This is a genomic window from Georgenia sp. M64, from assembly GCF_038049925.1.
Lineage (GTDB): Bacteria > Actinomycetota > Actinomycetes > Actinomycetales > Actinomycetaceae > Georgenia.
Genome location: NZ_CP145809.1, coordinates 3420127 through 3445347 on the forward strand (window position 1 = coordinate 3420127; position 25221 = coordinate 3445347).

Genomic DNA, 25221 nt, shown 5'->3' on the forward strand with positions numbered 1-25221 from the left:
CGCGGCTCATGCCTGCCCCGCCTGGCTCTGCAGCACCCGCGCCTGGTTCTGCGCCCGCACGCTGAGCTCGGCCGCCTTGAACGCGTGCTCCTGCGTCATGGCGGTCTCGGTCCGCTCGAGGCAGTCGGTGATGAGCCGGCCGAAGTACGGGTGGCCGACCGTCCCCTCCGCCCTGATGTGGTGCTCACCCCCGCCGTCGACGAGGAAGACGTGCCCGGGCCGGGCCTCGGTGGCCACGTTGACGTACTTGCGCATCTCGATGTAGCCCTCCGTCCCGAGGATGAAGGTGCGCCCGTCGCCCCAGGTGCTCAGGCCGTCCGGGGTGAACCAGTCCACCCGGCAGTAGCCGCTGGCGCCGTTGTCCATGACGGCGTGCGCGTCACCGAAGTCGTCGAGCTCGGGGTGCTCCGGGTGGTGGTAGTTGGCGATCGAGGAGCTGACCACCTCGGCGTCGGTCGCACCGGTGTAGTGGAGCATCTGCTCGAAGTTGTGGCTGCCGATGTCGCAGAGGATGCCGCCGTACTGGTCCTTGACGAAGAACCAGTCCGGACGTGCGGACGGGTCGCCCAGCCGGTGCGGGCCGAGCCCGACGAACTGCAGCACCCGGCCGATCGCGCCCTGCTCGATGAGCTGGCCGGTGAGCACCGCGGCCTCGACGTGGATCCGCTCCGAGTAGTAGACGGCGTACTTCCGGCCCGTCCGTTCGACCGCCTCCCGGGCGACGGCGAGCTGGTCCAGGGTGGTGAGCGGGGCCTTGTCGGTGAAGTAGTCCTTGCCGGCCTCCATGACGCGCACGCCGAGGTCGCACCGCTCGGAGGTGATCGCCGCGCCCGCGACCAGGCGCACGTCGTCGTCGTCGAGGACCTCGGCCTCCGACCGGGCGACCCGCACGTCGGGGAACCGCTCGCGGAAGGCCGCGACCTTCGCCGGGTCCGGGTCGTAGACCCACCTCAAAGTGGCGCCGGCGTCGAGAAGCCTCTCGGTCATGCCGTAGATGTGGCCGTGGTTGAGGTGCGTCGCCGCGATGACGAACTCACCGGGACCCACCACGGCACCGGGCGGCGGGGTGAGCTCGAGGTGGGCGGGGAGCTGGTCGGTCATCGGTCGTCCTCGGGGTCCGTCGTCGTCCGGCCACTGCCACGCGACCGCGGTCGCCCCATTCTCCGGCAGACCGGTGACCTGTGGTCGGACCCCACGCGGACGGCCGGCTCGCGTGCCGCCCGGGGGCGCTGCGCCGGAGCAGCCGAACCGCGGCACCCGAGACCCACAGGGGTTGGCCTCGGATGCCGCACACTCAGCGCACGGGCGTCCCGCCCGCGACGAGGGAGCCCAGCTCCTCGCCCCACGCGCGCGCCCGTTCGGCCTCGCCGGGGTAGAGCGGACCCTCGTAGCCGTGGACGTAGAACGACGTCGGGCTGCCGACGACGTTCGCGCCGAGACGGCGCAGCCGCTTCTCGGCGGCGTGGCCCGCCCGTCCCGGCAGGTTCGGGACCCGGACGTGGGTGTCGAAGCAGGCGACCGGCAGGTCGCGCGGCGCGGAGTAGGCCTCCGCGAGCCACTCGCGCATCCCCGTCGTGTCGGAGATGACCGGGCGCCCGACCCGCTCGGCGGCGTCACGCCGGGTCTCCGGGCGGCTGAGCCCGAACGCGTGGGTGGGCGCGCCGACCACGAGGAGGTCGACGTCGTCGAGCAGCTCGAGCAGCGGCGCCCGGGAGACCTCCAGCACCTCGACGTCCATCACCGCGCGCAGCCCCTCGGCGACCACCTCGGCGACCGTCTCGGTGTTGCCGAACATCGACTCGTACACGACGAGAGCACGCACGGCCCGCCCCTTCTCGGCCGGACCCGGCACCACGCCGGGCCACGTCTCCACAGTGGCACGCGCGCGTTCCGGACGAACGGGACAGAGGTCCCCGGCGCGCACGCCCGGCGTGGCGGGGCAGCCCCGGCGCCCGCACCCGGCGTGGCGGGGCAGCCCCGGCGCGCGCGCCCGGCGTGGCGGGGCAGCCCCGGTGCCGGCACCCGGCGTGGCGGGGTCCCTCAGGCCATGTCGATGAAGCTCTCCGCGATCTCCTTCGGGCCCATGACGATGATCTGGTCGTCCCAGCGCGGCACGGTCTCCCCGGTCGCGTGCTCCCACTCCCCCTCGGGCCGGCGCACCGCGACGACGTTGAGGTTGTACTTCTTGCGGAAGCCGATCTCCTCGAGCGAGCGTCCCACCATCGACGGCGTCGGGGCCGCGGTCACCATGGCGAAGCCACCGCCGATCTCCTGGTAGTCCGCGATCGAGCCGCGCAGCAGGTGGGCGACCCGCCGGCCCATGTCGGCCTCGGGGTAGACCACGTGGTGGACGCCGAGCTGCTTGAGGATCTGACCGTGCGGCTCGCTGATCGCCTTGGCCCAGATCGCGGGGATCTCGAACCTCAGCAGCCAGGACGAGGTGAGGATGGAGGCCTCGATGTTCGACCCGATCGCCACCACGGCGTGGGTGAACTCGGCGACCCCGAGCTGGTGGAGCACCTCCTCCTTGGAGGCGTCGGCGCGCACCACCTGGGTGAGGACGCCGTTGAGCTCCTGGACGACCTCCTCGTCGGTGTCGACGCCCATGACCTCGACGCCGGACTGGGCGAGCTCGACCGCCAGGGCCCGGCCGAAGCGGCCGAGCCCGATGACGACGACGGAGTCGCCCTCGGAGAGGGTGCGTGCGCGCCTGGCGCGGAAGGCGTTAGCCAATGACGGGTCTCTCCTTGGGCAGTTCGTACAGGAGCTTGCGGCTGCGGGTGGCGAGCGCGGTCCCGAGGGTGACGGGGCCGAGCCGGCCGATGAACATGATCACCGCGAGCATGATCTTGCCCGCGTCCGGGATCGCCGGGGTGATGCCGGTGCTGAGGCCCACCGTGCCGAACGCGGAGACCACCTCGAAGAGGACCTGGTCGAGGGTGAAGTGGGTCGTGATGAGCAGCACCCACGTGCCGGTCATGACGACGGCGACCGCGAGCAGGGCCACCGTCACGGCCTCGCGGTGGACAGAGCGTGCGAGCCGCTTGCCGAACGCGTTGACCGCCGTCTCCCCGCGCAGCTCGGTGACGATGATGAAGAACAGCACGAGGAACGTGGTGATCTTGATGCCGCCGGCAGTGCCGGCGGGGCCGCCGCCGATGAACATGAAGATGTCCTGCGCGAACCACGTCTGGGTGTGCATCGCCGAGACGTCGACGGCGTTGAACCCGGCGGTACGGGTCCACGCCGCCGCCGCGAAGGCGTTGAGGAGCTTGGCCGGCCAGTCCAGGGGGCCGAGCGTGCCGGGGTTGGTCCACTCCAGGGCGGCGATCGTCACGGTGCTCACCGCGAGGAGGCCGGCGGTGCCGGCCAGGACGAGGTTGGTGTTCATCGACCAGCGCAGGCGCTCGCCGAGGTGGCGGCGCAGCTCGAAGATCACCGGGAACCCCAGACCGCCGATGATGACCGCCACGGTGATGGGCACCAGGACCACCGGGTCGGTGGCGAAGCCCATGAGGCTGTCGCCGGCGAGCGCGAAGCCCGCGTTGTTGAAGGACGAGCCGGCGAGGAAGACCGCGTTCCACGCCGCCGCGCCGGGGCCGAGGTCGTGGGCGGTGAGGAGCCGCACGAACAGGATCGTGGCGACGACGGCCTGGACCGCACCCGCGACCCGGACCACGCCCAGCACCACCCCGCGCAGGTCCTCCATGCCCACCGTGCGCACCGACGCCGAGGTCTGGAGGCGCCCGCGCAGACCCAGGCGGCGCGCCATGAGGATGGCGAGGAGGGAGGCGAAGGTCATGATGCCCAGGCCGCCCACCTGGATGAGCGCGAGGATGACGGCCTGGCCGAACGGCGTCCAGTAGGTCGCCGTGTCGACCACGACCAGACCCGTCACCGCCACGGCGGACGACGCGGTGAAGACGGCGGTGACGAAGGTGGCGCCACCGACCGCGGTGGTCGGCGCCGGCATGAGGTCGGTCGGCGGCTCGGCGACCACGGAGACCGGCAGCATGAGCAGGACCGTGCCGATCGCCAGGGCGACGGCGAAGCCGAGGGCCAGCACCTGGGACGGGTGCCGCTGGAAGGGCTGGAGCGGCGGCCGGGGCCGGCGTGTGTGCGGCCCGTCCGGGGTCCGGGGCCTGCCCGGTCCCGCAGGAGGTCGGGCCGTGGGCCCGTCGTTCAGCACGCGGGAAACGTAGTCCTCCGCGCATGGCCGCCACCAGCCCGCGCGGTGTCTGGTGCGACACAGGTGCCAGGTGCCGGCGGGCGGTCGGGGCGCGCCCTGCCGCTTCGCTCCCCCGGCCGTTCGGGACCCGGTGGGAGCGCTGCTCAGGCCAGGTAGGTCCGGGACTCCCACGGGGCCAGGCTCACCCGCTCGCCGTCGGCGGGCGCGCCGTCGGCGTGGGTGCCGAGCAGCAGGGTGCCCGCCACGGTCGCCGCCTGCCCCGGCAGGTCGACCACGGCCGGGGCGCTCGAGAGGTTCGCGACCACGAGGAGCGTCTCGTCCGCGAGGGTGCGGGTGTAGGCGAAGACCTGCTCGTCGTCGGGCAGCAGCAGGGTGAAGTCCCCCTCGACGACCACCTCGCGGGAGTGCCGGAGCTCGATGAGCCGGCGGTAGTGGTGGAAGACCGAGTCGGGGTCGGCGACCGCGGCCTCGGCGTTGACCGCCGGGTAGTTGGGGTTGACGGCGAGCCACGGTGTCCCCGTGGTGAAGCCGGCCTGCGGCGTGTCCGACCACTGCATCGGGGTGCGGGCGTTGTCCCGCGAGACCGGCCCGATGCCCGCCATGACCTCGCCGTCGCTGGCACCCCCGGAGACGGACTCGCGGTAGTAGTTGAGCGTCTCGATGTCCTGGTAGCTCCCGATCTGGGACCAGCCGACGTTCGTCATACCGAGCTCCTCGCCCTGGTAGACATACGGCGTGCCGCGCAGCAGGTGCAGGACGGTGCCGAGGCTCTTCGCGGAGGCGACGCGGTGCTCGGCCGAGTCGTCGCCCCAGCGCGAGACGACGCGGGGCTGGTCGTGGTTGTTCCAGTACAGCGAGTTCCAGCCGACCGTCATGAGGCCCTCCTGCCAGCGGGCGAGGTTCGCCTTGAGGTCGGGCAGGTGCAGCGGGCGCAGCGCCCACTTGCCGCCGGGGCCGTGGTCGATGCCGACGTGCTCGAAGGTGAAGACCATGTCGAGCTCGCGTCGCGCCGGGTCCGTGACCTTCCGGGCCTCCTCCAGGGTGACGCCGGGCATCTCGCCGACGGTGATGAGGACGTCCCCCGATGCCGCCCCATGGGCAAGGACCTCGGTGTGCATCTCGTGGAGGAACTCGTGCAGGCGCGGCCCGTTGGTGTAGAACGGCGAGCCGTCGGCGTAGCGGCTGACCCCGGCCGGGAGGTCGGCGCCCACGAGGCCGTCGGGCAGCGCGCCGTCCTCGCCCACCACCTTGGAGATGAGGTTGATGACGTCCATGCGGAAGCCGTCGACGCCGCGGGCGACCCACCACCGCATCATCGCGTAGACGGCCTGGCGGACCTCGGGGTTCTCCCAGTTGAGGTCGGGCTGCTTGCGGGCGAAGAGATGGAGGTAGTACTCCCCCGTCTCCGGGTGCCACTGCCAGGTGGAGCCGGAGAAGAAGGAGTGCCAGTTCGTCGGCTCCGCGCCGGGCTCGCCGCCGACGAAGCCCTCGCGGGGCGGGCGCCACCAGTACCAGTCGCGCTTGGGCGAGTCCTTCGACGCCGCCGACTCCACGAACCACTGGTGCTCGTCCGAGGTGTGGTTGACCACGAGGTCCATGACGAGCCTCATACCGCGGCTGTGCAGACCGGCGATGAGCTCGTCGACGTCCTCGAGCGACCCGAACGTGGGGTCGATGCCCTGGTAGTCGGAGATGTCGTAGCCGTTGTCCGCCTGCGGGGAGGTGAAGATCGGCGAGAGCCACACGACGTCGACGCCGAGCGACCTGAGGTGGTCGAGCTTGGCGATCACGCCACGCAGGTCGCCGACGCCGTCGCCGTCGGAGTCGGCGAAGGAGCGCGGGTAGATCTGGTAGACGACGGCGGAGCGCCACCACGCGTTGCCGCGGCCGGCGTCGCCCCTCCTGCCGGCATCGTTGTTCCGGCCGGGGTCGTCGTTCCTGCCGGCGTCGTTGCTCCTGCCGGGGTCCTCCCCCGTGCCGGCGTGGTCCGGGGCGAGGTTCGGCTCGGGACTCGTCATGACAGCCAGCGTAGGAGGCGGCCCGGCATCGCACCCGTCGACCGGTCCGTCGGTGCCGGTCGGCGGGGCGGTGGGGGTGCGCGACCGGCGGGGCGGGGTGGAACAGGTGGTCTCTGCCTCCGGTTGCCGCCCCCCGTGATCGGGACTACACAGGAAGCAGATGGGACCTACGTCACACCGGCACGGTGGACGTCCAGCGGACACGAGCCCCCGAGGTGGTCCATGAGTCGACGAGGACTCCGCAGCACCGCCGCCCTCGCGGCGGTGACCATGCTCGCCGCGTGCGCGGGCGGCACCGACGACCGCACCGAGCTGGTGTTCTTCCAGTTCAAGGGCGAGGCGGTGCAGTACTTCGAGGAGCTGGCCGCGCGGTTCGAGGCCGAGAACCCCGACATCGACATCGTCGTCGACAACGTGCCCGACGCCGAGACGGCGCTGCGCACGCGGCTCGTCAAGGAGGACGTGCCCGACGTCCTCACCCTCAACGGCAACGCCACGTTCGGTGAGCTCGCCTCCGCCGGGATCTTCATGGACTTCGCCGGCGAGCCGGTGCTGGAGGACGTGAGCGAGCAGTACGTCGAGACGCTCCAGGAGCTCGGGGCGAGCACGCCGGACGCCGTCAACGGTGTGCCCTTCGCGGCCAACGCCAGCGGGGTCCTCTACAACATCGAGATGTTCGAGGAGTACGGCGTCGAGGTCCCGCAGACGTGGTCCGAGCTCATCGAGGTGGCCGAGACGTTCGAGGCCGAGGGCATCACGCCGTTCTACGGCATGCTCGCCGACGCCTGGACCGCGCAGGCGCCGATGGCACCGATCATGTCCCAGACCACGCCCGAGGACTTCTACGTCGACCGCTTCGCCGGGGAGGCGTCGTTCCAGGAGGCCTGGCCCGAGGGGGTGGAGAAGCTCGCGACGCTCTTCGAGTACACCCAGCCCGACCCGCTCGCCGACGGCTACCAGGAGGGCACCCGGGCCTTCGCCGAGGGCCAGTCGGCGATGCTCCTCATCGGCAGCTACGCCGTCCCGCAGGTGCGTTCGTTCGAACCGGACTTCACGATCGGGACCTTCGCGCTGCCGGCCACGGAGAACCCCGAGGACACCCGGCTGGTCTCCGGCGTCGACGTCGTCATCACGGCCGGCGCCAACGGCGCGCACCCGGAGGAGTCCATGCGCTTCATCGAGTTCCTCATGCAGCCCGACGTCGTCGAGGAGTACGCCGAGCAGCAGCTCGCGATCCCCACCCTCGAGGGCGTGACCAACGACGACCCGGCACTGGCCGGCGTCCGCAGCTACATCGAGGAGGGACGTACCGTGGGCTTCTTCGACCACCAGTTCATCCCGGCGATCCCGCTCGGGCCGCTCCTGCAGCAGTACCTCAGCGACGGCAACACCGACGCGTTCCTCGGCACGCTCGACGAGAACTGGGACCGCGTGTCGCAGCGGCGCTCCTGGGGCCTCGGGGCGGTGCAGAGCTGATGGCCGCCGCGACCGACACCAGGGCCACCCGTCCCGCCGGCACGGAGGGCGAGCGGGGTGAGCGCCGCAGGAGGAGCGGTCTGGACCGGGCGTACTACTGGATGGTCGTGCCGGCCTTCATCCTCTTCTTCATCTTCCACACCCTCCCGGTGCTCCAGGGCGTGTTCTTCAGCCTCACGGACTCCCCCGGCTACGGGTCGTGGAACTTCGTGGGGCTGTCGAACTACGCGGCGCTCTTCGGCGACGACCGGGTCCGGAGCACCTACCTCTTCACGTTCCAGTTCGCGCTCGTCGCCACCGTGCTGGTCAACGTCATCGCCCTGTCGGTCGCCGTCGGGCTCAACGGGAAGATCAAGTTCAAGAACACCCTTCGCGGCGTCTACTTCATCCCGAACGTCCTGGCACTGATCGTCGTCGGGTACGTCTTCCAGTACCTGTTCAACCAGTCGCTGCCCGCGATCGCCTCGTCCCTCGGCATCGAGGCGCTCTCGACCTCGATCCTCACCGACCCGGACCTGGCGTGGATCGGGATCGTCGTCATGACGGTCTGGCAGGCGGTCGCGTTCAACATCATCATCTACATCGCCGGCCTGCAGACCGTGCCGGTGGAGCTGTACGAGGCCGCATCGATCGACGGCGCCAGCCCGTGGACGCGGTTCTGGCACATCACCATGCCGATGATCTGGGCGTTCTTCACCATCAACATGGTCCTGTCGCTGAAGAACTTCCTCCAGGTCTTCGACCAGGTCATCGCCATGACAGGCGGCGGTCCGGGCACCGCCACCGAGACCATCGCCGTCCTCATCTACCGGGGCGGGTTCCAGGGCGGCGAGTACGGCTACCAGATCGCCAACGCCGTCATCTTCATGATCGTGATCATGGTCTTCGCCGTCGTGCAGCTACGCGTGCTGCGGCGTGAGGAGGTGTCCGCCTGATGTCCGCCACGTCCGTCACCCTGCCGGAGCCGAAGCAGGCGCGCCGTTCCCGTCGGGAGCGCAGCGGCGCGAACATGTGGCTCACGGCGCTCCTCATCGTGCTGTCCCTGACGATCTTCATCCCGCTGTACTTCACGATCGTCACGGCCCTGAAGACCCCCCACCAGCTCGGCGGGTCCGGGTTCGCCCCACCGAGCGAGGTCGCGTGGGGGAACTTCTCCCAGGCGTGGACCCTGACCAACTACCCGCGGGCGTTCCTCAACAGCGCCTTCATCACCGTGGGCGCCGTGGTCCTGACGCTGCTGACGAACTCGATGGTCTCCTACGCCATCGCCCGTCACATGGACCGGAAGCTCTTCAAGGGCCTCTTCTTCTACTTCATCTCCGCGCTGTTCATCCCCTTCCCCATCCTCATGCTCCCGGTAGCGAAGCTGACCGCGACCCTCGGGCTGGACAACCAGATCGGGCTGGTGCTGCTGTACACGGTCTACGGGCTGTCGTTCAACGTCTTCATCTACACCGCGTACATCGCCTCGATCCCCCGCGAGCTCGAGGAGGCGGCACGCATGGACGGGGCGAGCACGTGGGCGGTGTACTGGCGGGTCGTCTTCCCGCTGCTGGCTCCGATCAACGCCACGGTCGGGATCCTGACCTGCCTGTGGGCGTGGAACGACTTCATGCTCCCGCTCATCATCATCTCGGACCCCGGCGGCGCGACCATCCCGCTCGTCCAGTACGTCTTCCAGGGGCAGTTCTCGGCCGACTTCACGCTCGCGTTCGCCTCGTACCTGCTGGCCATGGCGCCGCTCCTCCTCGTCTACCTCTTCGCACAGCGGTGGGTCATCTCCGGCGTCACGCGGGGTGCGATCAAGTAGTCGTCGACGCGGGCGGTCGGTACGCCCAGCTGGAGTTTGCGCAGCGCACCTGACCAGTCGTCGGTTCGAGCGGTGGCCGAGCCTTCGTACCCGTCGGTCGGGTGAAGGTGTGTGGCCCGGCGCTCGGTGTGGTCCGGCGCTCGGTGGCGGCCTGGCGCTCGGCGACGACTACGTGCCCGGCGGCGCTCCGGTACTCGGCGGCGATCCGGTACTCGGTGGTGATCCGCTGCTCGGCGATGCTCCGGGGCTCGGTGGCGCTCCGGTGCTTGGTGGTGACCCTGAGGTCGATGGTGCTGCGCGGGGGGTCGGTGGTGTTCCGGGGGTGGTGATGGGGGTGGTGCCGATGGGGGTGGCGTGGCGGTCGAGGAAGGTCCAGTGGGTTGGGTGGCGTTCGATGGTGATGTGTTGGGCGTGGACGTGGTCGTGGTGGTGCCAGCAGAGCAGGATGGCGTTGGTGATGTCGGTGGGGCCGTGGTGGGCGTACCACCAGAGGTTGTGGTGGATCTCGCCCTCGCCGGGTGGGGCGTCGCAGCCGGGGTACTGGCAGTGGCGGTCGCGGGCGATGATCGCCCTCGTTTGGGCGGTGGTGAAGAGGCGTTCCTCGCGGCCGACGTCGAGGATCTCGGCGTCGGGGCCGAAGATGACGCGGTGGACGGCGCTGGCGCAGGCCAGGCGGGCGAGGAGGGTGAAGGGGATGGGGGTGTTGTCGGCCAGGGTCGCGGCCTCGACCCCGGCCAGGACGCCCGGGTCGAGGTCGGCGGTGATCCGTGCCAGCACGTCCGTGTCCTGACCGCCGCCCGTGCCGGCGTCACTCTGCCCGGGACCGCCAGAGCCGCCCGCGCCGCCAGAGCCGTCGGTGCTCCCGGTGGTGGTGCAGATACACGCCGTGGCGCCGGCGCGGCGGGTGCAGTCGGGGTCGTGGGGTGCGGCGGCGGCGGTGAGGGCGAGGAGGGTGTCCAGGGTGGTGGTCACGGCCAGGTGGGGGCGGATCCGGGCGGTGGGTTGGAGGGTGCCGGAGTCCAGGGCGAGGTGGGTGATGCCGTTCAGGGCCGCGGCGCGGCGTTGGGCGGGGGTGCGGGTGTCTCCGGCGGGCGGGACGCCGGTGCGGGCGGTCAGGGCTTCTTTCAGGGCGGTGGCGTTGGCGGTGGCGAGGAAGCCGCGCAGGAGGGACCCGCCGGGGACGTCGGAGATGAACAGCTCCTCCCGGTCCAGGTCATCGGCGTAGGAGCGGTCGGCGGCGTCGGGGTCGGTGCGGATGGCCCAGTGGGCGACCAGGCGGGTGAACCGGGCCACGTCCAGGCCCGCCGCGCAGCCGACGAGGAACTCCTCGCCCATCTCGGGGTCGGCCAGCTGCGCCACCCGGGCGGGGGTGTCGGTGGCGTGGCGGATGAGGACCCCGACGTGCTCGTCACTGATGTCCCCGGCCGCCAGGGCCGCCGCGGCGGCGGGCAGGACGTCACGCAGGGCCCGGGCGGTACGCACCCGCCGGGCGGCGGTCGCGGGGTGGGCGCCGGTGATCTGGCGCACCCAGGCGGGCAGGGTCCGGGCCCCGCCGGTGGCCCACCGCCCGTCGGCGTCGACCGCGGCCAGGACCCTGGCCTCCAGGCCCGCGACCTGACGGCGGACCCGCTCCAACGCGCCGGCAGTCTCGGCCAGGGCGGTGAACGCCACCCCGTGCACATCCACCTCCGCCAGGGCCGCGCACGCGGTGAGCAGGTCGCCGACCCCGGCCGCCAGCGCGGTCCCGGGATCGACCACCGCCTCCGCCGCCACCACACACCTCCAGGGCACACCGCCCCGGTCTCCGAGGCATCCAATACGAGTCAGCTACCTACCCCTAATTTATCGAACGCCCGTACAAGGAAGCAATACCCACGACTTGTGCAAATGAATTTGTGGATAACCCCGAATATCCACAGACGCCGCATTCTTGAATACACACGCACCGATGCGCCCACGCGCCGCGAAACCCGGAGGTACCCGGACCAAGGCACCAGGAGGAGGCGGCGAAAGCGTCCTCGCGGCGCGTGAAGCACCCGACACGCGGTCAGTGCGGGAGCGTCACAGCACGACGGTGACCGCGCAGCTGTGGCGCCGGGCGCGCAGACGAGGACCGGCAGACGGAGCGGTTCTCGCCGCGGCCCGGAGTCCGCGCCCCGGATTGCCGACCCGCCGACGGCGCCGCAGAGTTGCCCCATGCCTGCCCGTCCCGCGTCCCGCGCCTCCTCCTCGGGGAGCTCCGCCACGACCGTCGCCGCGCACACGCCCGCCGCGCTCACCGATGCACCCTCGGACACCACCGACACCACCGAGGTCGAGCGCGTCGCCCGGGACACCTTCGGCTGGGTGGAGCTCCGCCCGGGCCAGGGCCAGGCCATGGCCGCGGCCGTCGCCGGCCGCGACGTCCTCGCGGTCATGCCCACCGGCTACGGCAAGTCGGCCATCTACCAGGTGCCGGCGGTCCTGCGGGACGGTCCGACCGTAGTCGTCTCCCCGCTCATCGCCCTTCAGGCCGACCAGGTCGCCGGGCTCCTTGAGGCCGGCGGGCCCGAGGCGGTGGCGGTCAACTCGGCGCAGAACGCGCGGGAGAACGCCGAGGCCTGGGAGGCCGTGCGCGAGCACGGGGCGGAGTTCCTGTTCCTCGCACCCGAGCAGCTCGCGAAGGACACGGTGGTCGACCGGCTCCGCGACGCCCACCCCTCGCTCCTCGTCGTCGACGAGGCGCACTGCGTCTCGTCCTGGGGACACGACTTCCGGCCGGACTACCTCGCCCTCGGATCCGCCGTCGACCGGGTCGGTCGGCCGCCGGTCGTGGCGCTGACCGCGACGGCGTCGGGCCCGGTCCAGCGCGAGATCATCGAGCGCCTGGGCCTGCGGGACCCGCTCGTCGTCACCCGCGGCTTCGACCGGCCCAACCTCAACCTCGAGGTCCACCGCCACACGAGCGCCGACGACAAGCGACGTGCCGTCCTGGCGCAGGTGAGCGAGCTCGCCGGCCCCGGGCTCCTCTACGTCGCGACGCGCAAGGAGACCGAGGCCTACGCCGCCGAGCTGGCCGACCGCGGCCTCCGGACCGCCGCCTACCACGCCGGACGCCGGGCGGACGAGCGCGACGACGTCCACCGGGCCTTCCTCGACGGCGCGCTCGACGTCGTCGTCGCCACCTCGGCGTTCGGGATGGGCATCGACAAGCCGGACGTGCGCCACGTCGTCCACGCCGACGCCCCCGAGTCCCTCGACAGCTACTACCAGGAGATCGGACGTGCCGGACGTGACGGCGAGCCCGCCGTCGCGTCGCTGCACTACCGTCCCGAGGACCTCGGGCTGCGCCGGTTCTTCGCGACGACGTCGGTGGACGAGGACTCCCTGCGCGCGGTGCTCACCGCCCTTCGTGCCGCGGACCGGCCCGTGCCGATGACGGCGTTGCGCCGCGAGCTCGGCATGCCCGCCCGCCGCCTCACCAACCAGGTCAACCTCCTCACGGAGGTGGGCGCGGCGGTGCGGAGCCGGCGGGGCGTCCGGGCGGTCGGCGACGACCGGCCCGCCCGCGTGGTCGAGGCGGCGGTCGACGCGACCGAGTCACGGGAGCGGATCGCCGGCTCCCGGATCGAGATGATGCGGGGCTACGCCGAGACGACGTCCTGCCGGCGCGACTTCCTCCTGGGGTACTTCGGGGAGGAGCACACCGGCGCGTGCGGCAGGTGCGACGTCTGCCTCTCGGGGACCGCGGCGCACGACGGCGACGACGCGAGCGAGGCCTGGCCGCTCCAGGCCGCCGTCGTGCACGCGGAGTGGGGGCCGGGGGTGGTGATGCGCCACGAGGGCGACCGGATCACCGTCTTCTTCGAGACCGAGGGCTACAAGACCCTCTCCCGCGACCTCATCGACGCTCTGCTGCGTCGGGCGTAGGGACGGTCCGGCAGCGCTGAGGACGGCCGCGGAAAGGTCGTGCGGAGGGTCCGCGGGGTCGGGCCACCCCACCGCGGCGGCTCCACGGACGGCGGGCATCACCTCCGGCGCCGGTTCCGCCGACCCGGGTGGGCGCGGATCAGCCTAGGACCAGGTTGACGGCCAGGACGAGCATCACCACGCCGATCACCACGTCCACCGCCTGCCAGGTCCTCGGGCTCCTCAGGACCCCGGAGAGCGCCCGGGCACCGTACCCGAGCGCGGAGAACCACACGACGCTGCCCGTGACCGCTCCGGCCGCGAAGACCCACCGGGTGCCCGGGCCGTGCTGGTTGGCGAGGCTGCCGACCAGGACGACGGTGTCGAGGTAGACGTGGGGGTTGAGGTACGTCAGCGCAAGGGTGGTGGCGATCACCGATCCCCGTGACCGCGGCGCCTCGGCGGCCAACGACGACGGCCGGGCCGCCGAGGCGAAGGACCGCACGGCCCACCACGCGAGGTAGGCGGCCCCGCCCCACCGCAGGACGTCCAGCACCGCCGGGAAGCGCGACACCAGCACCCCGATGCCCGCCGTCCCGCCGAGGATGAGCACGGCGTCGCTCACCGCGCACAGGACCACCACGACGCCGACGTGCTCGCGCCGGATGCCCTGGCGCAGCACGAACGCGTTCTGCGCACCGATCGCGACGATCAGCGCGAGACCGGTCAGGAGGCCGGCTCCCCAGGTGCTCCACACCACCGCGACGGTACGGAGGACCCTCGCTGAAGACAAACGCGGGGATCTGCACGTCGTTAAGGTCTGCTTCATGAACTTCGAGCAGCTCAGGGCCCTGGCGGCGATCATCGACGAGGGGACGTTCGAGGCTGCGGCGGACCTGCTGAGAATCAGCCCGTCGGCGGTCAGCCAGCGGATCAAGGCCCTCGAGAGGTCGGTGGGACAGGTCGTCGTCCGCCGCGGCGCGCCCTGCACCCCGACCGAGGCGGGGGTGGTGCTGCTGCGCACCGCCCGTCAGGTCCAGGTCCTCGAGGCCGAGACCTGGAGCGCGCTCGGCACCGGCGCCGCCTCCCGCCCGGTGACACCCGTGGCGGTCAACGCCGACTCCCTGGCGACGTGGTTCGTCGCTGTCCTGCGCGAGGCCGCCGGCTGGCCCGACACCACGGTGAAGCTCCACGTCGAGGACCAGGACCACAGCAGCAAGCTCCTCAGCCGCGGGGACGTCGTCGGCGCCGTCACCGGCAGCCCCACGCCCGTGAACGGCTGCCGCGTCGAGCGGCTCGGCTCGATGCGCTACCTCCCGGTCGCCGCCCCCGCACTGGTCGAGCGGTACCGCACGGGCTCGGGCGTCGACTGGGGCGCCATGCCCGTGCTGGAGTTCAACGCCAAGGACGCCCTGCAGGACGAGGTCCTTCGCGCCCGCGGCGTCTCGCCGCCGAGGCACACCATCCCGTCCTCGGAGGCGTTCCTCGCCGCTCTCCGGGCCGGTCTGGGGTGGGGCATGATCCCTGAGCTCCAGCTCGGCGCCGACCTCGACGACGGCTCCCTCACGCTCCTCGAGGACGGCGCGCACCGCGACGTCGCGCTCTACTGGCAGGTCTGGACGCTCGACGCCGAGCGGCTGGACCGGATCAGCGAGTCCGTCCGCCGGCTGGGCCGGCAGGCGCTGCGAGACGCCGGGCGAAAATCGCTCGACGCCGACGCGGCGCCCGGCTAGCGTCCACACCGGCGCCACGACAGCGCCGACGTCGTCCGAGGAGGTGAGGGCAGTGGTCGTTCTCCCGCTGTGCCCGTCCACTCCCCGGATGCCCCCGTCGCCCTGACGTGCGCGGCATCCCCACCCGAAGGATGCCCACCAGTGACTGCACCACGTCAGACCCGGCACGACCCCTCTCACCCGACCCGCCCCGACTCCCCCGACCTCCCCGCGCTCGGCTGGAGCGACGCCCTGGCCGCGACCCTGCCCGCCGGCACCGAGCCCGGGCGCGTGAGCCGCGTCGACCGCGGCGCCGTCGAGGTCCTCACCGCCACCGGCGCCGAGCACGCGCGGCTCGCCGCTCCCGTGCGCCGGTCCGGCGCGGCCGACCCCGTCGCGCTCCCGTGCGTGGGCGACTGGGTGGCCCTCGTCGCCGTGCCCGAGGGCCGCCGCGAGGTGGCGGCCGTCCTGCCGCGCCGGTCCGCCGTCGTGCGTGGCGGCGTATCGCGGACCTCACGCGAGGGCCTCTCCGGTGACGGGCAGGGTCAGGTGCTCGCCGCCAACGTCGATGTCGTCGTGGTCGCCGAGCCGGCCCGCCACGCCGACGACCTCGCGGACCTCGGGCGCATCGAGCGCCTCGTCGCCCTCGGCTGGGACAGCGGCGGCACGCCCGTCGTCGTCCTCACCAAGGCCGACCTCCTGCCCGACGGGCTGCCGCGGCTGCTCGCCGACGTCGGTGGCGCCGCGCCGGGCGTGGACGTCCACGCCGTCTCGGCGGTGACGGGCGAGGGCGTCCCCGCGGTGCGTGGGTACCTCGCCGGCTCGGCGACGGCGGTGGTGCTCGGTCCCTCGGGCGCGGGCAAGTCCACCCTCGTCAACGCCCTGGCCGGCGGCGAGGTCATGGCCACCCAGCAGGTCCGGGCCGCCGACGGCCGTGGGCGGCACACCACCGTCCACCGTGAGCTCGTCGTCCTCCCCGGGGGCGGCCTCGTCATCGACACCCCCGGACTGCGCAGGGTCGGGCTGTTCGACGTCGGCGACGGCGTCGACAAGGTCTTCGCCGACGTCGAGGAGCTCGCGGCGTCGTGCCGCTTCGCGGACTGCAGCCACCGGGCGGAGCCGGGATGCGCCGTCCTCGCGGCCGTCGAGTCCGGGGAGTTCCCCCGGCGCCGCCTCGAGAGCTGGCTCCACCTCCAGCGCGAGGCGGCGTGGATGGCGACCCGGTCCGACGTCCGCGCGCGGCGCGAGCAGGCCCGGCAGTGGGGCTCGATGCACCGGCAGATGCGCCGGGACGGGGTCGTCCGGCGCTGAGCCGGGGCTCGCTCCGTCGGCACGGACGCCGGCCCGGACGCCGGTCCGACCGTCGGTCCGGACGCCGGCCCGACGCCGGTCCGGACGCCGGTCCGACCGCCGCCGGGATGCGCAACCGGGCGGGGCGGCGCAACCTGGGAAGGAGATCGGCGAGCGTGCGGAGGTCTCCATGGAGCGGTAGAGCCGGTGACGGTGTCCCGGGTGGTCGCGCCATGACGCCCGGCGGCACCGTCGCCCTGGGGGTCCGTCCCGACCATTCGCGCCCCCCTGCGCCAAGGAAGGGACGGGCCCCCTCCGCCTCCGCGCACGGTCCGGGGCCCACCGCGCGAGACGGGGGCGCCACCCGCGTAACCTGCGGGGATGAGTCGTCTGCGCCAGTACCACCGAGGGAGCCTCCTCTTCGACGTGCGGGACGAGGGGCCGGTCGACGGCGAGAGCGTCGTCCTCCTCCACGGCTTCCCCCAGAGCTCCGCCGCGTACGACAAGGTGGTCCCGGCCCTGCACGGCGGTGGCCTGCGCACCCTCGTCCCGGACCAGCGGGGGTACTCCGCGGGGGCCCGGCCGCCCGCCCGCGCCGCGTACCGGCTCGAGTGGCTCGTCGCGGACATCCTGGCCCTCCTCGACGCCGCCGGTCTCGAGCGTGCGCACCTCGTCGGTCACGACTGGGGTGGCGGCGTCGCCTGGGCACTGGCCTCCGCCCACCCGGACCGCGTCGCCTCCCTCACCGCCCTGTCCACGCCGCACCCGCGCGCGATGGTGCGGTCGATGCTCAACCCGGCGCAGCTGGTGCGCTCGTCCTACATGCTCGCGTTCCAGGTGCCCCGCCTGCCCGAGGCGGCGCTCGGCGAGCGTCTGGAGGGAGCCCTGCGCGACAGCGGGCTCCCGGAGCCCGACGCCGCCCGGTACGCCGCGCTGATGGACGAGCCCGGTGCGCTCACCGCCGCCCTCAACTGGTACCGCGCCCTCCCGCTGACCCGGCTGGACGTCGGACCCGTCCACGTGCCGACGACCTTCCTGTGGGGCAACCGCGACCCGTACCTGTCCCGGTCGGCCGCGGAGCGCACCGGCGACCTCGTCGAGGAGCGGTACCGCTTCGTCGAGCTCCCCGCGGGGCACTGGCTGCCCGAGCGGGAGCCGGACGAGATCTCCACCGCCGTCCTGGACCTCGTCGGCACTACCTGACGGGTCAGTACCCGCGCCCCAGGTCGACCGTCGTCGACGGCCGCCGCCCCGCCGCGAGGTCGGCCCGGACGGCGAGCAGCTCCTCGGCGATGTCCACCGCCTCGGTCGGCCCCGAGACGTGCGGGGTGAGGGTGACCCCCGGGTGGTCCCAGCGCCAGTCGTCGGCGGGCAGCGGCTCGGTCTCGACGACGTCGAGGACGGCCCGGCGCACGGAGCCGGCGTCGAGCGCCGCCCGCAGCGCACCGGGGTCGAGGGTCGCGCCCCGGCCGACGTTGACGACGACGGCGCCGCGCAGCGACCCCAGGACGCCCGGTCCCACCAGACCCCGGGTGCTCTCGGTGAGCGGGAGCGCGAGGATGAGGAGGTCGGCCGCCGCGAGGTCCGTGGCGCCGTCGGCCAGGGCGACGACCCGGTCGAACCCGGGCCGGTGCCGGCCGGACCGGCTCAGCCCGGTCACGGAGTAGCCGACCGCCCGCAGCACCTCGGCGACCCCCGCACCGATCTCGCCGGTGCCGAGGACGACGGCGCGCCGGCGCTCGACCCGCGCGGGCTCGAGCCGCCGCCACTCGTGGCGGTCCTGCTGCGCCCGGTACTCGGCGACGTGCGTCAGCTCGGGGAGCACGTGCGCGAGGACGTACGTGCCGATGGCCCGCGGCATCGAGCCGATGGTCCTGGTCAGCACGACGTCGCTGCCGGTCAGCGCCGCGACCATCCCGTCCACGCCCGCGGCCATCGTGTGGACCCAGCCGATGCCGGCGGCCGTCAGCCCCGGCGGGGCAGTGACGCCGGAGAAGCTGTCGGCCCAGGCGAGGTCGTCCGCCGTCGCCGCTGCGTCCAGGACCCGCAGGTCGAGCTCCGGGAGCCGTGCCGGGCCCGTCCCGTCCGACCGGTCGGGTTCGCGGGCACAGTCACGCAGGTGCTCGGCGACGGCGGGGGCAAGCTCTCCGGCGAGAAGGAGGCGGCGGGCGAGGAACATGCGCCCATCCTGCCCGGCGGGCCCGACAGCGGCCTCAGCCGTCCGCCACGCAGAAGAACTGCAGCTCCGCCGGCCCTGAGTAGACGTAGTGCAGCCCCGTGAAGCCGTGCGAGGTGGACGACCCGAGGTCGGCGCCGGCGCCCACCTGGTACAGCACGTGGTGCAGGGGCTCGCCGGCGGGGTCGTCGACGGCGATGCGCACCGAGGCCCCCTCCGGGCCGGCGGCGACGTAGACGACCTCCATCCGGAAGTCGGGCAGCTCGGTCACCGCCGGTGCGGTCGCGGGCCCGGTCGTGCCCAGCACCTCGACGGTGCCGCTGCGCTCGCCGGCCGACGCCCCCGCGCCGGGACGGTACTGGTAGGTGCAGCCGATGGTCGCGGGCAGGTCCGGGGGCGGCGCCGAGCACGCGCCCAGGCCCGCGGCCGCGGCGAGCAGCGCGACGGCGACGCGCACCCGTCGCCGCGGTCGACCCATGGCGCTCATCATGCCCGGTGCCGGCACCCCTCCGCGCCGCGCCGTCCAGGACCTGCGACGATGGGACCGGCCCCGGGCACCGGGGCGTGATCGAGAGGAGCGCCGGTGCGCCGTGTCCTGCCCGTCCCCGCCGAGGTCGCCTTCGCGCTGGTCGGCGACCTCGCCGGCCACGACCGCTGGATCCCGCTGACCACGGTCGACGCCCCGCCCGCACCGCCCCGCCCGGGTGACGTCATGGAGGCGGTGACGACGGGGTTCTTCGTCGACCGGATGCGGGTGGAGGAGGTCCGGTCGCCCGAGGGCGACCGACCGGGCCTGCTCCGCGTGCGCAAGATCGGCCCGGTGCTCCTCGGTGACGTCTCGATCGAGGTCGAGCCGCTCGGCCCGGGACGCTGCGCCGTCGGGTGGACCGAGCAGGTTCACCTGCGGGGTCCAATGCCGCGCAGGTTGACGACGGCGCTGCTCACGCCCGTCCTCGAGGGCATGACCGCGCTGGCCCTGTGGCGGATCGAGCGCTACCTCGCCCGCTGAGCCCGCGCCGCCGGGCCCGTTCCGCCCGCCAGGGCACCCGCGCTGCCAGCCTCGCGGGATGTCGCGAGGTCGCGTGACGCCATCGCCGTCGCCGTCGGTGACGCCGTCGCCGTCGGTGACGCCGTCGTCGTCGGTGACGCCGTCGTCGTCGGCGACCGTCCGGACGGAATGTGCCGTGCCCCCCAAGCGTTCTCTCTGATGACCGATCCGACACGGCCCCCGGGCTTCAACGCCGAGCCGCTTCGAGCGGCCCTACCGCCGAGAGGCGCTGCGGACGGTCACGGAGCCCGCCCCGAGGGGACGGGCTCCGCTTCGTCAGACCGTTCGTGCTGAGCTGTCAGGTCGGCTGAGGCCCCGGGCTGGCCGAGGTGTCGGGTGTCCGAGGTGTCGGGCGGCCCGGGCTGTCAGCGCCGGACGCCGGACGCCGCCGTCTCGGCCACGTCGCCCGAGCCGACGAGCGCGGGAGCCGCGCCGTCCGCGCCGTCGGGAGCCGCGCCGGCCGCGTCGATACGCCCCTCGTCGTCCAGGTCGTCCGTGAAGAGGTCCTCGGCGTCGGCCGACTCGTACTGCTCGACGTCGAGGATGCCCTCGCGCTTGGCCACGATGACCGGCACGAGCGCCTGACCGGCGACGTTGACCGCGGTGCGGCCCATGTCGAGGATCGGGTCGACGGCGAGCAGCAGACCCACGCCCTCGATCGGCAGGCCCAGGGTGGAGAGGGTGAGGGTGAGCATGACGGTCGCGCCGGTGAGCCCGGCGGTCGCCGCGGAGCCCACCACGGACACGAAGACGATGAGCAGGTAGTCCGTCACGCCGAGGGAGATCCCGAAGAACTGGGCGACGAAGATGGCCGCGATCGCCGGGTAGATCGCCGCGCAGCCGTCCATCTTGGTCGTCGAGCCCAGCGGCACCGCGAAGGAGGCGTAGGCACGCGGCACACCGAGGTTCCGCTCGGTCACGCGCTCGGTCACGGGCAGGGTGCCGATGGAGGAGCGGGAGACGAACGCCAGCTGGATCGCCGGCCACGCGCCCCGGAAGTAGCGGCCCACCGACAGGCCGTGCGCACGCAGGAGCACGGGGTAGACGACGAAGAGGACGAGCGCCAGGCCGACGTAGATGGCCAGGGTGAACGTGCCGAGCTGGGCGATGGAGCCCCAGCCGTACGTCGCGATCGCGTTGCCGATGAGGCCGAGGGTGCCGATGGGCGCGAGGCGGATGATCCACCACAGCACCTTCTGGATCACGGCCAGCAGCGAGCGGTTGAAGGTGAGGAAGGGCTCGGCCTTCTGGCCCACCTTGAGGGCGGCGACGCCGACCACGAGCGCCATGACGATGATCTGCAGGACGTTGAAGCTCACCGACGTGCTCACGCCGGCGACGGCGCCGTCGGCGCCCGTCTGCAGGCTGCCGGAGGAGGTCAGGCCGAGGAAGTTCGCGGGGATGATGCCCTTGAGGAAGTCGAGCCAGCTGCCCGTCCTCCCCGGCGCGGACGCGGCCGACGCGTCGGCGCCGGAGTTGATGCCCGGCTGCAGGAGCAGGCCGAGCCCGATGCCGATCGCGACGGCGACGAGGGCCGTGATGGCGAACCACAGGAGGGTCTGGCCGGCCAGGCGGGCGCCGTTGGCGACCCCGCGCAGGTTGGCGATCGAGGCGACGATGGCGGTGAAGACGAGCGGCGGGACGACCGCCTTGAGGAGGCTGACGAAGGACGAGCCGATCGTCGCCAGCGCGACGGTCAGGCCGTTGGGCTCACCCTCGGCGCCGGTGCCGATCTCGAGGGCGAGCCAGCCGAGCAGGACGCCGACGACGAGGGCGATGAGGATCTGCGCGCTGAACGACGGCAGGCGCAGACGCCTCTGGGTGGGAGCGGTGGACACGGGTGGTGCCTTTCTGGTCTGGCGGGCGGCGGGCCGGGTGGCCGGCCGGGGTGGGTTCGAGGGCGCCGGCGCGACGAGGTGTTCGCTCGGGCGTGGGGGCGGGTGTTGCGGCGAGGTGCGGCCAGGTCGCGGCGGGCCGGGGCGCAGCTCCGACAAGCGGCGACGCACGAGGCGGTCGGCACCCGGCGGCGCCGTCGGACCCGGCGGCCCGAGGGCGCCGGTGACGGACGGCCGGGCACGGCTCACCTGTGGGCCGACGGCCCCCTGGGCCGGTCGCACGAGGCCCGGGCGCCATCGGCGGCCCTGACCGACGCGGTCACCGTGCGGGAGGCGACGCTGTCACCGTGCAGCTGACGACGGGGTCACCGTGCGGGTGCCGACGCGGTCACCGTGCGAGGTGCCGCCTCGCCGGGTCGGTCAGCTCAACAACAGGACGCCGGCACACACATCGCACCGGCCTGCCGACGGAGGTCGACGACGAGGCGGGTGGTGAGGTTCCAGACGTTGAGCACGAGCGCTCCCGGATCAGGCGGGCCGCGGACCGGCCCGGTAGGTGACCGGCACACCGAACCACGTCCCACGGCCCGGGGGCAGGCGGTCCACCGTGCTTCTCACCCACCGAGACGCGGACGCGCCCGATCGAGCCCCCGCCGGGGTACGCGAGAGCCGGCGCCGTCGACCACCGGACCTCTGCCATGTGCGCCGATGCGCGCGATCCTGCGGGTCCCTGCCACCGGAGGGCCGCGTACTGCGACACTGGTCACACCGCTGCCACCCCAGGAGGATCCGTGCTCGACCCCCGCCAGGCGCCCCCCACCCTCTCGGCGCCGCACCGCTCCACCACCCCGGACGCCGCCACCCCGCCTGCCCCGTCGTCGTCGCACTCCCACGCCCCAGGACGCCACGCCGCCCCGCCCAGCTCGCTGGCCCCGAACTACCACCCGCTCGCCATCGTGCTGCACTCCGGCGAGGGGTCGTGGGTGACCGACGTCGACGGCCGGCGCTACCTCGACTGCCTGGCCGGCTACTCCGCCCTGAACTTCGGCCACCGCCACCCCGCACTCGTCGAGGCGGCCAAGGCGCAGCTCGACCGGATCACCCTGACCTCGCGCGCCTTCGACCACGACCTCCTCCTGAGGTTCTCCGACGCCGTCGCCGCGCTGACCGGCACGGAGATGCTGCTGCCGATGAACACCGGTGCCGAGGCGGTCGAGACGGCGGTCAAGGCCGCCCGCAAGTGGGGCTACGACGTCAAGGGCGTGCCCGACGGCGAGGCGACGATCGTCGTCGCCGAGGGTGCGTTCCACGGCCGGACGACGACGATCGTCTCGATGAGCTCGGACCCCGAGACGCGCGACGGGTTCGGGCCCTACACCCCGGGCTTCCGGATCGTGCCCTACGGCGACGCCGACGCCGTCGCCGCGGCCATCGACGAGACGACGGTCGCGGTCCTCGTCGAGCCCGTGCAGGGTGAGTCGGGCGTGATCATCCCGCCGGCGGACTACCTGCCGAGGCTGCGGAACCTGTGCGACGGCGCGAACGTCCTGCTGGTCCTCGACGAGATCCAGTCCGGTCTCGGGCGCACGGGAACCACCTTGGCGCAGGACGTCGCGGGCGTGCGGGCCGACCTCACCACGCTCGGGAAGGCGCTCGGTGGCGGGATCCTGCCGGTGTCCGCGGTCGTGGGCCGCCGCGACGTCCTGGAGGTCCTCTCCCCCGGCACCCATGGCTCGACGTTCGGTGGCAACCCGCTGGCGTGCGCGGTCGGCCTGGCCGTGGTGGACCTGCTCGCACCGGGCGACCTGCAGGCGCGGGCCCGCGAGCTCGGCGCCGAGCTCACCGCCCGGCTGGAGGACCTCGTGGCGGAGGGACTGCTCGCCGAGGTGCGCACGATCGGGCTCTGGGCGGGCCTGGACGTCCAGCCGGCGCTGGGCCTGAGCGGGCGGGCGACGTCGGAGCGCCTCGCCGCGCGCGGCGTCCTCACCAAGGACACCCACGGGAACACGCTGCGGCTGGCGCCGCCCCTGACGATCTCCCGCGGCGACCTGCACCTCGCGCTGGACACCCTCGCGGAGGTGCTGCGGGAGGAGGCCCGCGAGGCCGGTCGCTGACCGCGGCGGTCAGGCCGGCGGCGCCCGGTGAGGCGGCCACCGGTGTGCGCCGGTGTGCCGGTCTCCGTCGGTGTACCGGTGTGCCGGGTCAGGCGGGGCGCGGCGCGTACATGATCAGCGCGACCCCGACGAGGCAGACGAGCGCACCCGTGAGGTCCCAACGGTCGGGGCGGAAGCCGTCGACGACCGCGCCCCAGAGGAGCGAGCCCGCCACGAACACCCCGCCGTAGGCGGCGAGGACGCGGCCGAAGCTCGCCTCCGGCTGGAAGGTCGCGACGAGGCCGTAGAGCCCCAGCGCGATCGCACCGAGTCCGACCCACAGCCAGCCACGGTGCTCACGCACCCCCTGCCAGACCAGCCAGGCGCCGCCGATCTCGAGCAGGGCGGCCAGGACGAACAGCAGCATCGAACGCAGGGGCATGGTGTCTCCTCGGGTCGGCCACGACGGTACCGGGTCCAAAATCCCTCGACGGCGCCCACCGCGGCACGCGATGCTCGTCCCATGTTCACCTCGTGATGCAGACGCGCGACCCATCGGCATCGAGGAGAAGGAGGTAGCCGTGCGAGCTCCCAAGAAGGCGAACCCGGCCGGGAAGCGGCAGCCCGGCCAGCGCCGGTCGCAGGGCTTCGTGCCCCACGAGACCCGCGCCCAGCCGGCCCGGCAGTGGCACGCCCGCCGCAAGTAACCCGGCAAGGTTCGGCCGGCCGCGAGCGGTCCGGCAGGACGGGCCGCGAGCGGTCCGGCATGACGGATGGCCCCGTCGCCCAGGCGGGGCCATCCGTCGTCCCACGGCGGGTGCGTCAGCGTCAGCGTTGGAGCAGGCCGTCAGCGGGGCAGCAGACCGTCGGGCAGGGCCGAGAGGACGAACGGCAGCAGGGTGACACTGACGAGGAAGGCCCAGCCGCCCGTGAGCCGTCGCCGGACGGGTCGGGGCGACCGTGACCACAGCGGCACCGGCTCCAGCAGCACGAACACCAGCCAGACCGGAGCCGCGGCGACGGCGAGCCAGAACCACGCCCACCTCGTCGCCAGGCGGGGCTCGGGCCCGAGGACCAGCACCAGCAGGGCCGCGAGACCCACGGCCGACCAGGCCGGACCAGCCTGGTCCCGCTCGACGACGGCGAACGGCTCGCTCTGCACCGGGACCCCGGCGTCCCTCGCGGCCGCGAGGATGGTGAGCCCCTCGTCATCCTCCCCGGGCACCGTGCTGGACCAGTACGTCGCCCAGAAGGTCTGTCCGTCGGTGGTCCACTGCACCTCGGCCTCGCCGGAGGTGACGGACCGCGGGTCGGGACGCTCGATGGTCAGGCTTCTCACCTCGCCGACCGCCAGGTCGGTGAGGAGGTCACCGGTGGACCGCTCGACCGGGCCTCCCGCCGTCTGCGCCCACACGAGGAGCAGGCCGATCGCCACGAGGACACGCACGAGGACCGGCCCCGCACGGGTCGGCCCGGCCGGGGCGGACGCGACCGCTCCGCCGGGGTTCGCCGACGCACCGCCGGGGTTCGCCGACGCACCGCCGGGGTTCGCCGACGCACCGCCGGGGTTCGCCGACGCACCGCCGGTGCCGGTCGGACCGGTACCGGCCGACCACGATGTCCAGGGTCCCTCGCCCATCCCCCGACGGTAGCGGACCGGGTGGGGAGTTCTCCCCATGTCACGGG

22 protein-coding genes are annotated in these 25221 nt (G+C 73.2%); 10 read left to right on the forward strand and 12 right to left on the reverse strand.

Annotation, left to right across the window (positions count from 1 at the left end; all coding sequences use genetic code 11):
- Positions 1-6: 6 nt before the first annotated feature.
- From AAEM63_RS15245 to AAEM63_RS15265, 5 genes are all read right to left on the reverse strand, one after another.
- Entirely contained in the window at positions 7-1101 is a 1095-nt protein-coding gene (locus AAEM63_RS15245; protein ID WP_341359077.1) for a Gfo/Idh/MocA family oxidoreductase, read from the reverse strand.
- A 193-nt stretch (positions 1102-1294) separates the two neighbouring features.
- The gene (locus AAEM63_RS15250) at positions 1295-1822 is read right to left on the reverse strand and encodes a flavodoxin domain-containing protein (RefSeq protein ID WP_341359078.1); all 528 of its coding nucleotides are present in this window, start codon (positions 1820-1822) and stop codon (positions 1295-1297) included.
- 218 nt (positions 1823-2040) lie between these two features.
- Entirely contained in the window at positions 2041-2733 is a 693-nt protein-coding gene (locus tag AAEM63_RS15255; RefSeq protein WP_341359079.1) for a TrkA family potassium uptake protein, read from the reverse strand.
- On the reverse strand, positions 2726-4066 hold the full coding sequence (locus AAEM63_RS15260; RefSeq protein ID WP_341359080.1) for a potassium transporter TrkG: 1341 nt from the start codon (positions 4064-4066) through the stop codon (positions 2726-2728). The genes AAEM63_RS15255 and AAEM63_RS15260 overlap by 8 nt, the downstream gene beginning before the upstream one ends.
- A gap of 266 nt (positions 4067-4332) precedes the next feature.
- The gene (locus tag AAEM63_RS15265; protein ID WP_341359081.1) at positions 4333-6207 is read right to left on the reverse strand and encodes an alpha-glucosidase; all 1875 of its coding nucleotides are present in this window, start codon (positions 6205-6207) and stop codon (positions 4333-4335) included.
- Between the two features lie 222 nt (positions 6208-6429).
- Between AAEM63_RS15265 and AAEM63_RS15270 the strand changes: the two genes are divergently transcribed.
- Genes AAEM63_RS15270 through AAEM63_RS15280 form a run of 3 tightly spaced genes read left to right on the forward strand, consistent with a single transcriptional unit; the run spans position 6430 to position 9493 of the window.
- Complete coding sequence (locus AAEM63_RS15270; RefSeq protein ID WP_341359082.1) at positions 6430-7683, forward strand: extracellular solute-binding protein; 1254 nt, start codon at positions 6430-6432, stop codon at positions 7681-7683.
- Positions 7683-8618 (forward strand): sugar ABC transporter permease, encoded by a 936-nt coding sequence (locus AAEM63_RS15275; RefSeq protein ID WP_341359083.1) that lies wholly within the window; start codon positions 7683-7685, stop codon positions 8616-8618. Before AAEM63_RS15270 ends, AAEM63_RS15275 begins: the two co-directional genes overlap by 1 nt.
- Positions 8618-9493: a carbohydrate ABC transporter permease gene (locus AAEM63_RS15280; protein ID WP_341359084.1), complete on the forward strand. Its 876-nt coding sequence runs from the start codon at positions 8618-8620 to the stop codon at positions 9491-9493. The genes AAEM63_RS15275 and AAEM63_RS15280 overlap by 1 nt, the downstream gene beginning before the upstream one ends.
- A gap of 168 nt (positions 9494-9661) precedes the next feature.
- On the opposite strand, the gene AAEM63_RS15285 is transcribed toward AAEM63_RS15280, so the two are convergent.
- Positions 9662-11266, reverse strand: a complete 1605-nt coding sequence (locus tag AAEM63_RS15285; RefSeq protein WP_341359085.1) for a DUF222 domain-containing protein — start codon at positions 11264-11266, stop codon at positions 9662-9664.
- 423 nt (positions 11267-11689) lie between these two features.
- On the opposite strand from AAEM63_RS15285, the gene AAEM63_RS15290 reads away from it, so the two are divergent.
- Complete coding sequence (locus tag AAEM63_RS15290; RefSeq protein ID WP_341359086.1) at positions 11690-13402, forward strand: RecQ family ATP-dependent DNA helicase; 1713 nt, start codon at positions 11690-11692, stop codon at positions 13400-13402.
- Positions 13403-13541: 139 nt separating this feature from the next.
- Here AAEM63_RS15290 and AAEM63_RS15295 read toward each other — a convergent pair whose 3' ends face one another.
- A complete protein-coding gene (locus AAEM63_RS15295) occupies positions 13542-14138 on the reverse strand; it encodes a LysE/ArgO family amino acid transporter (protein WP_341359087.1) in 597 nt (198 codons plus the stop codon).
- Between the two features lie 70 nt (positions 14139-14208).
- Between AAEM63_RS15295 and AAEM63_RS15300 the strand changes: the two genes are divergently transcribed.
- From AAEM63_RS15300 to AAEM63_RS15310, 3 genes are all read left to right on the forward strand, one after another.
- Positions 14209-15114 carry a LysR family transcriptional regulator ArgP gene (locus AAEM63_RS15300; protein ID WP_341359088.1) on the forward strand — a complete coding sequence of 302 codons (906 nt, stop codon included), beginning with the start codon at positions 14209-14211 and terminating at the stop codon, positions 15112-15114.
- Between the two features lie 141 nt (positions 15115-15255).
- On the forward strand, positions 15256-16404 hold the full coding sequence (gene rsgA, locus AAEM63_RS15305; RefSeq protein WP_341359089.1) for a ribosome small subunit-dependent GTPase A: 1149 nt from the start codon (positions 15256-15258) through the stop codon (positions 16402-16404).
- 360 nt (positions 16405-16764) lie between these two features.
- A complete protein-coding gene (locus AAEM63_RS15310; protein WP_341359090.1) occupies positions 16765-17586 on the forward strand; it encodes an alpha/beta fold hydrolase in 822 nt (273 codons plus the stop codon).
- A 4-nt stretch (positions 17587-17590) separates the two neighbouring features.
- Here the strand turns inward: AAEM63_RS15310 and AAEM63_RS15315 are convergent, their stop codons facing one another.
- Together AAEM63_RS15315 and AAEM63_RS15320 are read right to left on the reverse strand one after the other, a co-directional pair.
- Complete coding sequence (locus AAEM63_RS15315) at positions 17591-18562, reverse strand: NAD(P)-dependent oxidoreductase (protein WP_341359091.1); 972 nt, start codon at positions 18560-18562, stop codon at positions 17591-17593.
- 34 nt (positions 18563-18596) lie between these two features.
- Positions 18597-19037 carry a hypothetical protein gene (locus AAEM63_RS15320; protein WP_341359092.1) on the reverse strand — a complete coding sequence of 147 codons (441 nt, stop codon included), beginning with the start codon at positions 19035-19037 and terminating at the stop codon, positions 18597-18599.
- A 105-nt stretch (positions 19038-19142) separates the two neighbouring features.
- Here AAEM63_RS15320 and AAEM63_RS15325 point away from each other — a divergent pair, with 105 nt between their 5' ends.
- Positions 19143-19568: an SRPBCC family protein gene (locus AAEM63_RS15325; protein ID WP_341359093.1), complete on the forward strand. Its 426-nt coding sequence runs from the start codon at positions 19143-19145 to the stop codon at positions 19566-19568.
- Positions 19569-19972: 404 nt separating this feature from the next.
- On the opposite strand, the gene AAEM63_RS15330 is transcribed toward AAEM63_RS15325, so the two are convergent.
- On the reverse strand, positions 19973-21445 hold the full coding sequence (locus AAEM63_RS15330; protein WP_341359094.1) for a dicarboxylate/amino acid:cation symporter: 1473 nt from the start codon (positions 21443-21445) through the stop codon (positions 19973-19975).
- Positions 21446-22368: 923 nt separating this feature from the next.
- Between AAEM63_RS15330 and rocD the strand changes: the two genes are divergently transcribed.
- Positions 22369-23556, forward strand: a complete 1188-nt coding sequence (gene rocD, locus AAEM63_RS15335; protein ID WP_341361391.1) for an ornithine--oxo-acid transaminase — start codon at positions 22369-22371, stop codon at positions 23554-23556.
- Between the two features lie 88 nt (positions 23557-23644).
- Here rocD and AAEM63_RS15340 read toward each other — a convergent pair whose 3' ends face one another.
- Positions 23645-23977, reverse strand: a complete 333-nt coding sequence (locus tag AAEM63_RS15340) for a YnfA family protein (protein ID WP_341359095.1) — start codon at positions 23975-23977, stop codon at positions 23645-23647.
- 139 nt (positions 23978-24116) lie between these two features.
- Here AAEM63_RS15340 and AAEM63_RS15345 point away from each other — a divergent pair, with 139 nt between their 5' ends.
- Positions 24117-24242 carry a hypothetical protein gene (locus AAEM63_RS15345; RefSeq protein ID WP_341359096.1) on the forward strand — a complete coding sequence of 42 codons (126 nt, stop codon included), beginning with the start codon at positions 24117-24119 and terminating at the stop codon, positions 24240-24242.
- Between the two features lie 140 nt (positions 24243-24382).
- Here the strand turns inward: AAEM63_RS15345 and AAEM63_RS15350 are convergent, their stop codons facing one another.
- On the reverse strand, positions 24383-25174 hold the full coding sequence (locus AAEM63_RS15350; protein WP_341359097.1) for a hypothetical protein: 792 nt from the start codon (positions 25172-25174) through the stop codon (positions 24383-24385).
- Between the last annotated feature and the right edge of the window lie 47 nt (positions 25175-25221).